Origin of the sequence: Stenotrophomonas sp. NPDC077659 (assembly GCF_050268705.1) — a bacterium.
In the GTDB taxonomy this organism is placed as follows: domain Bacteria; phylum Pseudomonadota; class Gammaproteobacteria; order Xanthomonadales; family Xanthomonadaceae; genus Stenotrophomonas.
Genome location: NZ_JBNNHG010000100.1, coordinates 1 through 13914 on the forward strand (window position 1 = coordinate 1; position 13914 = coordinate 13914).

Annotated in this window: 8 protein-coding genes; 6 read left to right on the top strand and 2 right to left on the bottom strand. The window is 68.4% G+C overall.

Features of this window, described 5'->3' with window-relative positions; all coding sequences use genetic code 11:
• The first annotated feature begins 57 nt into the window (after positions 1-57).
• Complete coding sequence (gene hrpA / locus ACQKDV_RS13780; RefSeq protein WP_427784372.1) at positions 58-4044, top strand: ATP-dependent RNA helicase HrpA; 3987 nt, start codon at positions 58-60, stop codon at positions 4042-4044.
• 94 nt (positions 4045-4138) lie between these two features.
• Here the strand turns inward: hrpA and ACQKDV_RS13785 are convergent, their stop codons facing one another.
• Positions 4139-4663 carry a hypothetical protein gene (locus ACQKDV_RS13785; RefSeq protein ID WP_427784374.1) on the bottom strand — a complete coding sequence of 175 codons (525 nt, stop codon included), beginning with the start codon at positions 4661-4663 and terminating at the stop codon, positions 4139-4141.
• 536 nt (positions 4664-5199) lie between these two features.
• Here ACQKDV_RS13785 and ACQKDV_RS13790 point away from each other — a divergent pair.
• The 5 genes from ACQKDV_RS13790 (at position 5200) to ACQKDV_RS13810 (ending at position 13079) form a co-directional block, all read left to right on the top strand.
• The gene (locus ACQKDV_RS13790; protein WP_427784382.1) at positions 5200-7359 is read left to right on the top strand and encodes a bifunctional (p)ppGpp synthetase/guanosine-3',5'-bis(diphosphate) 3'-pyrophosphohydrolase; all 2160 of its coding nucleotides are present in this window, start codon (positions 5200-5202) and stop codon (positions 7357-7359) included.
• A gap of 30 nt (positions 7360-7389) precedes the next feature.
• Positions 7390-8961, top strand: coding sequence for a hypothetical protein (locus tag ACQKDV_RS13795; protein WP_427784376.1), 1572 nt, complete (start codon positions 7390-7392; stop codon positions 8959-8961).
• Positions 8962-9086: 125 nt separating this feature from the next.
• Positions 9087-10031: a glycosyltransferase family 2 protein gene (locus tag ACQKDV_RS13800; RefSeq protein ID WP_427784377.1), complete on the top strand. Its 945-nt coding sequence runs from the start codon at positions 9087-9089 to the stop codon at positions 10029-10031.
• Positions 10032-10105: 74 nt separating this feature from the next.
• Positions 10106-12547, top strand: coding sequence for a penicillin-binding protein 1B (mrcB, locus tag ACQKDV_RS13805; protein ID WP_427784379.1), 2442 nt, complete (start codon positions 10106-10108; stop codon positions 12545-12547).
• A 7-nt stretch (positions 12548-12554) separates the two neighbouring features.
• Positions 12555-13079 carry a hypothetical protein gene (locus tag ACQKDV_RS13810; RefSeq protein ID WP_427784383.1) on the top strand — a complete coding sequence of 175 codons (525 nt, stop codon included), beginning with the start codon at positions 12555-12557 and terminating at the stop codon, positions 13077-13079.
• 476 nt (positions 13080-13555) lie between these two features.
• On the opposite strand, the gene ACQKDV_RS13815 is transcribed toward ACQKDV_RS13810, so the two are convergent.
• Positions 13556-13914 (bottom strand): transposase (locus tag ACQKDV_RS13815; RefSeq protein WP_427784380.1); only part of this gene is annotated, 359 nt, incomplete at its 5' end.

Here is a 13914-nt window from a genome sequence, read left to right on the forward strand (position 1 = left end):
ACGACCGGCCGCAACCAGGGCCGGTCGGGGTACCGCGACCGGGGCCGTTTGCTGGGAATGCTCTCGCGTTGCCAGGCCAAGCCGCAGGATGCGGCCCTGGCCGCCACCTTAGAGCAGGCCTTGCAGGCGTCGGTGCAGCGCCGGCAGGTGCGGGCGCAACAGCAGCCGGCCATTACTCTGGACCCGCAGCTGCCGATTGCGCGTGAAGCCGAGGCGATCATCGGCCTGATCCGTGACCACCAGGTGGTGGTGATCGCTGGTGAAACCGGTTCGGGCAAGACCACCCAGCTACCGAAGCTGTGCCTGGCCGCCGGCCGTGGCCAGGCGGGCATGATCGGCTGCACCCAGCCGCGACGCATCGCTGCACGCGCGGTGGCCAGCCGCGTGGCGCAGGAACTGCAGAGCGAACTGGGCCAGCTGGTCGGCTACCAGGTGCGCTTCAACGACAAGGTGAGCGACGACAGCCGCATCAAGTTCATGACCGACGGCATCCTGCTGGCGGAGATCGCCAGTGACCGCTGGCTGTCCAACTACGACACGATCATCGTCGACGAGGCGCACGAACGCAGCCTCAACATCGACTTCCTGCTGGGCTACCTGAAGCAGCTGCTGCGCAAACGCCCGGACCTGAAGCTGATCGTGACTTCGGCCACCATCGACACCGAACGCTTCGCCCAGCATTTCGACAATGCGCCGGTGATCAGCGTGGAAGGCCGTACCTTCCCGGTGGAGGTGCGTTACCGCGCGCTGGAAGGCGAGGGCGAAGAGCAGGGCGAGCGCACCGTCAACGATGCCATCGTGTCGGCCATCGACGAGATCACCCGCCTGGATTCGCGCGGCGACGTGCTGATCTTCCTGCCGGGCGAACGCGAGATCCGCGATGCGCACCAGTCGCTGGAACGGCGCAAGTACCGCAACACCGAGGTGCTGCCGCTGTACGCGCGGCTGTCCAACCAGGACCAGGACCGGGTCTTCAACCCGGGCCCGAACCGGCGCATCGTGCTGGCCACCAATGTGGCGGAAACCTCGCTGACGGTGCCGCGCATCCGCTACGTGGTCGATCCGGGCTTCGCTCGCGTCAAGCGCTACAGCCCGCGCAACAAGCTGGACCGCCTGCACATCGAGCCGATTTCGCAGGCCAGCGCCAACCAGCGCAAGGGCCGCTGCGGTCGTATCGCCGAAGGTATCTGCTACCGCCTGTATGCCGAAGCCGATTTCCAGGCGCGGCCTGAATTCACCGATCCGGAAATCCGCCGCTCCAGTCTGGCCGGGGTGATCCTGCGCATGCTGCAGCTGGGCCTGGGCCGCATCGAGGAGTTCCCGTTCCTGGAAGCCCCGGACGAGCGCGCCGTCGCCGATGGCTGGCAGCAGCTGACCGAGCTGGGTGCGATCGACGCCGAGCGGCGCATGACCACCATCGGCAAGCAGATGGCCCGCCTGCCGGTGGACGTGAAGCTGGCGCGCATGCTGGTGGCGGCACAGGCCGCCGGCTGCCTGCGGCCGATGCTGGTGATCGCCTCGTTCCTGGGCATCCAGGACCCGCGCGAACGCCCACCGGAAGCGCGCGGCGCGGCCGACAGCGCGCATGCGCAGTTTGCCGATGGGCGATCGGAGTTCGTGGGCGTGCTGCGCCTGTGGGATGCGTACCGGCAGGCCCACGAAGACCTGACCCAATCCAAGCTGCGCGACTGGTGTGGCCGCCACTTCCTGGGTTTCCTGCGCATGCGCGAGTGGCGCGAGCTGCATCGCCAGCTGCGCCTGCTGTGCGAAGAACTGGGCTGGAAGGAAGAAGCCACCGATGCAGCGATGGCGCCGCTGCTGGCCGGCAGCAGTGCGCCGACCCCGGCGCGCGACGATGCCGCTGCGGTGAAGGCCACCCGTGGCCAACTGCACCGTGCCGCGCGGCTGGCGCGCGAAGGCAAGGCTGAGGCCGCGCCGGCTCCGGTGGCCGCGCGTGCGCAGAAGGAACAGACGCCGGCCAGCGGTGGCTTCAGCGAGCGTGTGCGCGCCGCTGCCTACCAGACCCTGCACCGTGCACTGGTGGCGGGCCTGCCGACGCAGATCGGCCACCGCACCGAGAAGGGCGATTTCCAGGCGCCACGTCAGCGCCGCTTCCTGCCGTTCCCCGGGTCGGCGCTGTCCAAACGTCCGCCGCCGTGGCTGCTGGTAGCCAACCTGCTGGATACGCAGAAGGTCTGGGGCATGACCCTGGCCGCAATCGAGCCGGATTGGGTGATCGCCGAGCTGCCGCATCTGTTGCTGCGCAAGCACTTCGACCCGCACTGGTCGCGCGCGCAGGGCCAGGTGCTGGCCTCCGAGCAGATCAGCCTGTTCGGCCTGGTGCTGGCACCGAAGAAGCCGGTGCATTACGGCCGCATCGAACCCGGTGAAGCGCATGACATCTTCGTGCGCCAGGCGCTGGTGACCGGCGAGATCAACACCCGCGCCAGTTTCGTGGCCGACAACCAGAAGGTGCTGGAACTGGCCCGCGAGGAAGAGGCCAAGCTGCGCCGTGCCGGCATCGTCGCCGACGAGGACTGGCAGGCGCGCTGGTACCTGGACCGGGTGCCCCCGCAGATCCATTCGGCGGCGGGCCTGGACACGTGGTGGAAGGCGCTGCCGCCGGAACAGCGCAGGACGCTGCACTGGTCGCTGGCCGACCTGCTGCCCGGCGAGGGCAGTGAACAGGAGCGTTACCCGAAGTACCTGCCGCTGGGCCAGGCGCGGCTGCCGCTGCATTACCGCTTCGAGCCGGGTGCCGACGATGACGGCGTGACCCTGGACGTGCCGCTGCACCTGCTGAACGCATTGGACCCGGTGCAGCTGGGCTGGCTGGCACCGGGCTTCGTGGCGGACAAGGCCTCGGCGCTGATCCGCAGCCTGCCCAAGGCGATGCGCCGCAACTACGTGCCGGCGCCGGACTTCGGCCGCGCCTTCTTCGAGGCGTTCCCGCAACCCAGTGCCGATGCGATCACCGGTGAACTGGCGCGCTTCCTGTCACGCGCGACCGGCGCGACGGTGACCGCGCTCGACTTCGAGCCGGGGGCGATCGAGCCGCACCTGCACATGAACCTGCGGCTGCGTGACGAACACGGCAAGGTGCTGGCCACCTCGCGTGACCTGGATGCGTTGCGCGCGAAATTCGGTGGCCGCGCCGGCGATGCCTTCGCCGCGCGTGCCGGCCGCGAGATGGCGGCCGATGGCCTGCGCAGCTTCCCGGCCACGCCGATTCCGCTGCAGGTGCCGGGCGAAGCCGGCGTGCCGGCCTATCCCGCGCTGCTGGATGAGGGCGACAGCGTCGCACTGCGCATCTTCGCCGACCGCCAGCAGGCGCAGGAGGCCCACCCGCTGGGCGTGCGCCGCCTGCTGGAAATCGCCCTGGCCGAGAAGGTGAAGCAGGCACGCAAGCAGCTGCCGGTGGCGCCCAAGACCGGCCTGCTGTACGCGGCCATCGAATCCCAGGAACGCCTGCGTGGCGATCTGGTGGATGCGGCCATGAACGCAGTGCTGGCCGAGGGCCTGGAGGACATCCGCGATGCGACGGCATTTGAACAGCGTCGCGACCATGCGGCCAAGGCGCTGTTCGGCGAGGCGATGTCGCGGTTGAAGCTGGCCGAGACCATCCTGGCGCTGGTGGCCGAACTGAAGCCGCTGCTGGAAGCGCCGCTGATGGGCTGGGCACGTGGCAACCTGGATGACATGGAAGCGCAGCTGGTGGGCCTGATCCACCCCGGCTTCCTGCGCGATACGCCTGCCGATGCGCTGGCGCAGTATCCGCGCTACCTGAAGGCGATGATCCTGCGCACCGAACGGGCCAAGCGCGATCCGCCACGTGACCAGGCGCGCATGCTGGAACTGCATCCGTTCCTGGATGCACTGCGCGAGGGTGAGGCGCAGGGCCTGCGCGAGCGTCCGCAGTGGCAGGCACTGCGGTGGGATCTGGAAGAACTGCGGGTGTCGCTGTTCGCGCAGGAACTGGGCGCGCGCACCGGCATTTCGGCCAAGAAGCTGGCGCAGCGGGTGACCGCACTGCGCCAAGCGTGAATCCGCCCCTGTAGAGCCGAGCCCACGCTCGGCTGTTTTTCAACGCATCGCAATCAGCCGAGCGTGGGCTCGGCTCTACAGCAAGGTCACAGCGTTACTTGGTACGGCGCACCTTGGGCTGGGTATTCACACCATCGACCTTCATGTACCACACGCCCATCAAGCCGGGCTTGATACTGACCTTCGGCGACTGCCTGCGCACGCTGGACACGCTGGTGGCGTCGACCTGTTCCCAGACCTGGCCGTTGTCCAGCGTGTAGGTGCGGCCTTTGCCGAAGCCGCGGAACTCCCCCTGCAGCACGCCGGTGACCGGTTCGCTGCTGCCGAAGTCGAAGAAGCCCCGGTTCTTGACGATCACTTCCTGGCGACCTTCCTCGCGCGCTTGTTCGCGCACGGCGGCCACGGCCTGGGTCGTGGCTGTCTCCACTTTCCCCTGCAGCCAGCGGTTGAGGGTGGCCAGTTCGGCGGCGCTCAGTTTGTCCAGGCCAGCGGCCTTGAACTCCTGCGGGCTCATCTGCGTCTGCAGATCACCCTCGACAGTCCGTTGGGCCAGTGCAGGCACTGTGATCGTGCACAGGGTGAGGGCAACACAGAGCGGGCGCAACAAGCGCAGGGACATGGCGTTTCTCCTGGATGTGGCCCGAGTGTAGAGCAGCGCACGCAGGCCAGCACCTGCCCTGTGGCGTGCGTTGCGCCCGCCAGGCGCGTACCGGCCCGGGCTGAGGTCCTGACCACCCGGTGCCGACACAGCGTCTGCATCGCCTGGGCCGGCGCAAGCGGCGGTCGGCGTCAACGCAGCGGGCCCGCAGGTGCACCCCGCGCAGATCCGGTACTGCGGCAGCAGGCCCTCCAGCGCAGTCAGGAAAGGCGATCATCGGCAGCCACCGGCGCCCGTTCCTCGTCTGCCGCAGCAGCCAAACGGACCAGAATTCGTACGCTCAAGGCATGTGATCCAGAGTGAATCCCATATGATTGATTCACCGTTGCTTATTCAATCCAGAGTCAATTGCGCCAAAGGGCCGGCGCCCATGCTGTGTTCATGGGCCTGGCACGAGCCGGAATCCGCAGCGGGTCCTCCTGAAGCGCTGCGCTGGCGATTGTTCCTGAACGGGCAGAGCGTTACCGTAGGGGCCTCTGTCTTTGATGTCCGATGCTGTGAACCGCGCGTCTGTCCCCGGCCTGGAAGCCTTGTTGAACCGTCCCTCGGCGGCGGTGCTGCCCGCACCGCTGCGCGAAGCCCTGCTGCAGCTGTGGGATGCCACCGATACCTCGCATGAGATGCGTTCCAGCAGCTGGCCGGTACTGGCCGATACGCTGGATGCACTGGCCCTGTTGTCGGCCGATGACGGCGCGGTGCTGGCCGCGCTGCTGTTCGACCTGCCAGGCCTGCGCGCGCATCTGCACGCGCTGCCGCTGGGCAGCCACGCTGCCGCAGTGGTCGGTCTGCTCGACGGCCAGGACGCGGCCGACCCGGTGTGGGCGCTGCACGCCGGCCGTGAGGCCGGGCGCAACAGCGAGGGCCTGCGCCGCCTGCTGCTGGCCATCATCCACGACCTGCGGGTAGTGCCGATCCTGCTGGCGCGCCAGCTGGCGCGCATGCGTGCGGCCGACAAGCTGGATGAAGCGCAGCGCCGCGCTCTGGCCCAGCTGACCCGTGACATCCACGCGCCGCTGGCAAACCGGCTGGGCATCTGGCAGCTGAAGTGGGAGCTGGAAGACCTGGCGTTCCGCCACCTGGAGCCGGACACCTACCGCCGCATCGCGCGCGAGGTGGATGAGACCCGCATCGCCCGCGAGCGCTACGTCGAGCACGTCAAGAAGACGCTGTCGCGCGAACTGGCCGCGCAGGGCATCCACGCCGAGGTAAGCGGACGGCCGAAGCACATCTACAGCATCTGGCGGAAGATGCAGAAGAAGCGGCTGGCCTTCGACCAGTTGTACGACATCCGCGCGGTACGGGTGATGGTCGATGACGTGGCTGCCTGCTACGCCGCATTGGGCGTCGTGCACGCGCTGTGGGCGCCGGTGCCGAGCGAGTTCGACGATTACATCGCCCGCCCCAAGGCCAATGACTACCGTTCGCTGCACACCGCCGTGGTGGGCCCGGAAGGGCGCACCATCGAAGTGCAGATCCGCACCCATGACATGCACGCGCAGGCCGAGCTGGGCGTGGCTGCGCACTGGAAGTACAAGGAAGGCGGCAAGGGCGCGGAAAAGGCGTTCGATCGCAAGATCACCTGGATGCGCCAGTTGCTGGAGCAGGCACAGGAAGGGCAGGGCAACGAACTGGCCGGTGCGCTCGATGCGGAGTTGACCGAAGACCGGGTGTACGCGCTGAGCCCGAAGGACGAGGTGCTGGACCTGCCACAGGGCGCCACGCCGCTCGATTTCGCCTACCAGGTGCATACGATGGTCGGCCACCGTTGCCGTGGTGCCAAGGTCAACGGCCGCATCGTGCCGCTGACCTACCGCCTGCGCAGCGGCGACCGCGTGGAGATCCTCACCGGCAAGGAGGCCGATCCACGCCGCGACTGGCTGATGCCGGCACTGGGCTTCCTGGCCAGCAACCGTTCGCGCGAAAAAGTCCGCAGCTGGTTCCACAAGCTGGACCGCGCGCGCAACGTGCAGGCCGGCCGCGAGCTGCTGGAGCGCGAACTGAAACGGCTGGGCCTGCAGCATTCGGACCTGGCCGCGGCGGCGAAGAAGTTCCATGCCGACAGCGTCGATGACCTCTACATCCAGGTGGCGCTGGGCGATACCGGGCCCAACCAGGTCAGCCGTGCGTTGCTGGAGGCCGAACGTGCGGCCAGCCAGCCGGCGCCTGCGCCGACCCTGCCACGGCCCACCGCGCGCCGCGAGAACCTGGGCAAGTCCAAGTTCACCGTGCAGGGCGTGGGCAACCTGCTGGTGCAGCTGGCACGCTGCTGCCAGCCGGTGGCCGGCGAGCCCATCGTCGGCTACCTGACACGCAGCCGTGGTGTCACCGTACATCGTGCAGACTGCGCGGCGCTGGCGCGGCTGTCCGCCGCCAGCCCGCAGCGCATCCTGCCGGTGGAATGGGGCCAGGCCGGTGGTGGCTACGAAGTGGATGTGGTGGTCAGCGCGGTCGACCGTCGCTGGCTGCTGAAGGACATCACCAACCTGATCGCACAGGAAGACGCCTACGTGCTCGACATCCACAGCGACAACGTGCGCAACAGCGGCCGCGCGCACCTGCGCCTGCGGCTGAAAGTGAGCGATTACGGCCAGCTGTCGAACCTGCTGGGCAAGCTGGATGCACTGCCGGGCGTCAGCGAGGCACGTCGTCTGGGCTGAGCTTCACGCCGCCCCGGCTACCCTGCACGCATGGAACGCGAGCCCCCGCATCGCCACCACGGCGCCGACCACCCCGCGCTGGACCGCGTTCGCCGCGAGGGGCGCTGGTGGTGGCTGCAGGCACGTCACGCGCGCCGCGTCTGGCGCTGGGCGCTGTTGGCGGCGGTGCTGGTGTTCGTGGCACTGGTGCTGCTGCGCAAGCCGCTGGCCGACTGGTTCTGGGACGAACCGCAGATCGAACAGCTGCTGGCCGAGGGCGACCGTGCGCTGGCCGCCGGACGGCTGACAGCAGCCGATGGCAGCGGCGCGCGTGAGCGCTATCAAGCGGCGCTGGCCCTGGATGGTGATCGCCTGCCGGCACGGCAGGGATTGGCCAGTACCGCTACGGCCGCGCTGCAGCAGGCACGCGACCGCCTGCAGGCCGGTGATCTTGACGGCAGCGCGCAGGCTCTGGCGCTGGCCCGCGAACTGCAGGTGCCGCAGGGCCAGGCCGACGCGGTGGCGCGGCAGCTGCAGGCGCGGCGCAGTGCCGGCGCCGGCATCGGTGCGTTGCTGGCGCAGGCACGCAATGCCTTCGCCGCCGGCCGCCTCGATGAGGGCGACAGCAGCGCGCTGCCCTTGTTCCAGCACATCCTGGCCCTGCAGCCGGACTCTCTGCCCGCGCTGGAAGGGCGTGAAGATGCTTTGAGCGACCTGCTGCAGCAGGCACGGGCGCTGGCCGCGCACGGCGAGCTGGTGAAGGCTGCAGCCGTACTGCAGCGTGCGCGCCAGTTCGATGCCGGCCACACCGATCTGCCGGCCAGCCAGGAGGCGCTGGCGCGTGCGCTGGACCAGCGCCTGCGGGAGGGCCAACGTGCACTGAAGCAGCAGAAACTGGAGGCCGCAGCCGAAGCCTTCGACGCCGTCCTGGGGGTCGCCCCGGATGACACCAATGCGCTGCGTGGCCGCGACCAGACCGCGCAGGCGTTGCTGGCGCGCAGCCAGCGGCAGGCTGCCGATTTCCAGTTTGAAGCAGCCGAGGCCGATCGCGCGCGGGCCGCCGCGCTGGGGGCATCGCCGGCGGCGGTGCAGCAGGCCGCGCAGCGTATCCAGCGCGCCCAGCAGGCGCGACAGGCGCAGCAGCATCCAACAATGAGCGCGGCCCAGCGCGAGCGGCAGGTGCGCGACAACCTGCGCCAGATTGATCGCGCCGAGCGCGACGGACGCTGGATCAGCCCGCCCGGGCACAGCGCCTTCGACGCGCTGCGCGAGGCGCAGGCACTGGCCCCGCGCGATGCACGGGTGCGGGCAGCGGCGGCGCGCCTGTTGCCCGCCAGCCGGCAATGCTTCGATGACAACCTGCGACAGAACCGGGTACAGGCGGCGGGCGCGTGCCTGCAGGCCTGGCAGACCCTGGCGCCGACGGCAGCGGGCCTGGCCCCGGCGCGGGTGCGGCTGGCACAGCGCTGGCTGGCCATCGGCAGCGAACGGCTGGGCCGCGGCGATGTGGGTTTTGCCGAAGCCGCCATCGAGCAGGTGCGTCAGCTGCAGCCGGACCTGCCGGAACTGGCCGCGTTCGAAAAGCGCGTCCAGCAGGCGGGGGCGGAGTCCTGGCGACGTTGATCCAGCGTCGTGGCAGGGAGTCGGGTATAGTCCAGCGGCTCCAACTTTCCCCCTCTGGACATGCCCTGCGTAGCACCTGAAGTCACTGTCGGCCGGAGCGTACCGGCCGCGTTGCGGTGGGCCCGATGATCGAGCAGGCCGCTGCGCGCAGCTCCGATGGCGATGCCCCGCGCGTCTGCGCGGTGATCGTCACCTATGGACCCGACCCGGCCCTGCTGCCGCGCGTGGTTGACAGTGTCCTGCAGCAGGTGGGCCACCTGGTGGTGTTTGACAATGGCAGTGGCGAGGTCGATGTCGCCGCGCTGCTGGGCGGCAGGGCGGGCGTCAGCCTGGTGGCCTCGCCGCACAACGTGGGGCTTGGCTGCGCGCTGAACCGCGCGTACGAAACGGCGGCCACGCTGGGCTACGACCACGTCCTGCTGATGGACCAGGACAGCGTTCTGGCACCGGGCATGGTCGATGTGCTGTGGACCGCGCTGACCGAACTGGCGCAGAGCGGGCCGGTGGCAGCCGTCGGCCCGCAGTTCCGCGATTCACGCAGCGGCGTGCTGGCGCCCTTCGTCCGGTTCGGCTTTCCGCTCAACCACAAGCTGCGCGGTGGGCCGGGACAGCGCGTGTCGTGCGACTTCCTCATCACCTCCGGTTCGCTGGTGCCGATGAAGGCACTGCACGCGATCGGCCCGATGGATGAGGGGCTGTTCATCGACAACCTGGACATGGACTGGTGTTTCCGCGCCAAGCGCGCCGGGTATGCGCTGTACGGCATCTGCGACGCGCAGATGAGCCACAGCATCGGCGAGGAACTGCTGCCATCGCGCGCGAAGCCTGACGGGGTGATCGTGCACAAGCCGTTCCGCCTGTACTTCATCATGCGCAACCGGGTGCTGCTGTATGCGCGTGCCTACACCCCGCGCGTGTGGATCGCCCAGGACATTCCCCGTCTGCTGCTGAAGCTGGTGGGCAATGGGCTGTTCCTTGCCCCGCGATGGGTTCGGCTGCGGTTCATGTTGAAAGGATTGTGGGACGGCATGCGCGGCGTTACCGGCGGCCTGCCACCGGGCAATCGCTGAACAGGCCCAATTCCACACCTTTCCCGAAGGAAGGGCTGGGGTAGACTCGCCTGACCCTACATCCGCGCATTCCCGTGCCCCGACGCTACGATTCCGACGACATCGACGATTTCGACGACGACGACCAGCAGGACGCAGGCCCGCTGTGGCGCCGCCGGCTGATCACCTGGACCATGGCGGCCGTCGCACTGGGGCTGGGCTTCCTCATCCCCTATACGCTGTACCTGAACCAACAGGTCACCCAGCGTTTTGGTGAGCTGCGCTGGCAGATTCCGACCCGTGTCTATGCGCGCCCGCTGGTGCTGCTGCCCGGCAAGGCCATGGACGCGGCCACGCTGAAGACCGAACTGGCCGCCTCGGCCTACCGTGATGATGGCCAGGGCAAGGACCCGGCCACCTACGCGGTGCAGGGCGGGCGCTTCACCATCTCCAGCCGCGGCTACAACGATGTCGATGGTCACGTCGCCGCCAGGCGGGTGGAGCTGTCGTTGTCCGGTGGCAGCATCGCCTCGCTGCGTGATGCCGATTCGCGCAAGGCGCTGAAGGCCGCACGCCTGGATCCGGCGCGCATCGCCACGCTGTACGGGCAGAAGCAGGAAGAGCGCCGCCTGATCCGCATGAACGAAGCGCCGGACCTGCTGGTGACCGGCCTGCAGGCGGTGGAGGACAAGGACTTCAACCGCCACCACGGCATCGATCTGTCCGGCATCGCACGTGCAGTGTGGGTGACCATCCGTTCCGGTGGCCAGAGCCGCCAGGGCGCCTCCACGCTGACCCAGCAGCTGGCCCGCAGCGGCCTGCTCGGCATCGGCAAGGAGCAGACCCTCACCCGCAAGTTCAATGAAGTGCTGTACGCGCTGATCATGGAAGCGCGCTACGACAAGCGCACCATTTTCGAGGCCTACCTCAACCAGGTGTACCTGGGCCAGCGCGGCAGCCAGGCGATCCATGGCATGTCTTCCGGTGCCGAGTTCTGGTTCGGCCGTGACCTGTCCTCGCTCGATACCGAGCACATCGCGCTGCTGATCGGCCTGGTCAAGGGCCCGTCCTACTATGACCCGCGGCGCAACCCGGAGCGCGCGACCGACCGCCGCAACTTCGTGCTGGGCAAGCTGCACGAAGCGTCGCTGATCGACGACGCCGAATACCAGCGCGCGCTGAAGGCACCGCTGGGCGTGCCCAAGAGCCCGGGCCTGGTGGCTGCCAACCGCTTCCCGGCCTACGTGGACCTGGTGCGCCGCCAGCTCGGCCATGACTATCCCGAATCGGCCCTGCAGGGCGCCGGCCTGAGCGTGATGTCGGGCATGTCGCCGTCTGCGCAGGCCTACGCTGAGGGCGCGGTCACCCGCACCATCAAGTCGCTGGAGAGCAAGCGTCGCCCGGAGCTGCAGGCCGGCATGGTGATGACCGATGTGCACAACGGCGACGTGGTTGCAGTGATCGGTAGCCGCGAAGTGTCCGAGGTCGGCTTCAACCGCGCCATCGAAGCGCAGCGGCCGGTGGGATCGCTGCTCAAGCCGTTCGTGTACCTGCTGGCGCTGGCGCAGCCGGACCGCTATTCGCTGGCCAGCTGGGTGGATGATTCACCGGTGACGGTGCAGCTCGGCCGCGGCCGCAACTGGAGCCCGGGCAACGCGGACAACCGCAGCCATGGCACCGTGCGCTTGATCGATGCGCTGGCCCATTCCTACAACCAGGCCACCGTGCGCGTGGGCATGCAGGTCGGCCCGGAACGGATCACGCAGCTGATCCATGTGCTGGCCGGCATCAAGGCCGATGCCAACCCGGCGGTGATCCTCGGCTCGACCGACCAGAGCCCGTACGCGATGGCCCAGCTGTACCAGTTCCTGGCCTCCGGCGGCGAGATCCAGCCGCTGCACGCGGTGCGTGGCGTGCTGGACCCGCAGGGCAAGCTGCTCAAGCGTTACGACAAAACGCCTGCACCGGCGCAGGAAGGCGATTCCATTGCAGCCAACCTGATCAGCATCGGCCTGCAGCAGGTGGTTGCCAGTGGTACCGCGCAGCGGCTGAACGCCGACGGCCTGGGTCGCCTGCAGCCGGCCGGCAAGACCGGTACCACCAACGATGGCCGCGACAGCTGGTATGCCGGTTACACCGGCGATCACCTGGCGGTGATCTGGATGGGCAACGACCAGAACGAACAGGCGGGCCTGTACGGCGCCACCGGTGCGATGCGGGTGTGGTCGGGCATCTTCCAGCGCCTGCCCAGTGCACCGCTGAAGGTCAGCAACAAGGGGCTGGACTGGCAGTCGGTGGCCGCCACGGGTACCAACAGCACCGATGAAAGCTGCCCCGGCGCACGCCGCTTCCCGTTCGTGGTCGGCTACGCGCCAGCCTACGCACCCTGCGCCCCGGCCGTGGTGCCGGATGAACAGGGTGGCGAAAGCGAAGGCGGTGGCTGGCGCAGCTGGTTCGGCCTGGACCGCAAGCAGGAACCGCCTGCGGCCGAGCCTGCGCCAGCACCCGCCACCGCCACTCCCCCTCCCAGCCGGTGATGCCATGATGCTTCGATCCCTGTATCCGCTGCTGGCCGTGACCGGCCTGAGCCTTGCCCTGGCCGCCTGCGTGAGCAGCCCGCCGCCCGCGGCCAAGCCGGTGAACACGACGACGCCGGCGCAGCGATTTGCGGCCGTGGAAGCCGCTGCGGGCCCGGACGACAAGGAACTGTCAGTGCAGCCGCTGCGCGACCCGCAGGTGGAAGACCTGCGCCAGACCGCGCTGTCGCAGCGCCAGGGCAATGACCTGCCTGCGGCCGCTGGCAGCCTGGACCAGGCGCTGCAGATCGTGGCCGGTGACCCGGCGGTGCTGCAGGAGCGCGCCGAAATCGCGCTGTTGCAGGGTCAGTGGGCCGAGGCGGAAACCTTTGCGCGCAAGGCCGTGGATCTGGGCTCGAAGACCGGGCCGCTGTGCCGCCGGCACTGGGCGACGATCGAGCAGGCGCGCCTGGCGCGGGGCGAGAAGGAGAATGCGGTGTCGGCGCATGCGCAGATTGAAGGGTGCACGGTGCCGGGGATCAAGCGGTACTGAGGTGTTCCCCTCCATCGGGCGCAGCCCCCTCTGCGGCACGCGCTCGCACTGATGGATGGTCGTGATGGGCCGGATGGGTGGGGCGTGCAGGACACGCCGTAAACCCATCCCTGGGGGCTCGATGGCGCCATCCATGGCGCCAACGGTCCTGCCCGCCCCACCCACCCGGCCCGCCACACACCGCGCGGGCCGCAGGCAAGAACAAAATCAAAGCAAAAGCGGGTCGCGCGCTGCGCGCACTCGCCTTGGGGTCGGATCCGTTTTCCGCAGGAAAACGGCTCCGACCCCTTCTTGTTTCCGTTCGACCCACCGCTTCTGAATCCAGTCGAGCAAGCGCGACGCCACGCAGTGTGTCCATCCGTCACCGGGAAACTGTCGAAGGCGGGGGGCTGTGGGTTTGCGGGGTGTGAGCCGCATGGATGCGGCGACCAAGCCCCCATGGTGAAGTGACCCCCTAAAGTTGGACAGTTGGGGGATCAGGCGGCCAGCGCAGCCTGCTCCCGGTACTTTACTGGGCTCAAGCCGTTTAGTTTCAACCGGATACGGTCTTCGTTGTAGTACCGGATGTACCCCACCAACCCAGCTTCCAGGTCTTCGATGCTGTCCAACGTGTTCAGGTAGAAAAATTCTGACTTCAGCGTCCCGAAGAAGCTCTCCATGGCCGCGTTGTCCAAGCAGTTGCCTCGCCGGGACATGCTCTGTTTCAGCGAGTGTTTTTCGAGCTTGTACCGGTAGTTCTCGTGCTGGTAGTGCCAGCCTTGGTCAGAGTGAATCATCGGTCGATCTTCAGGCGAAAGCTTCTTCATCGCCTGGTCGAGCATTTCACCCACCAGAT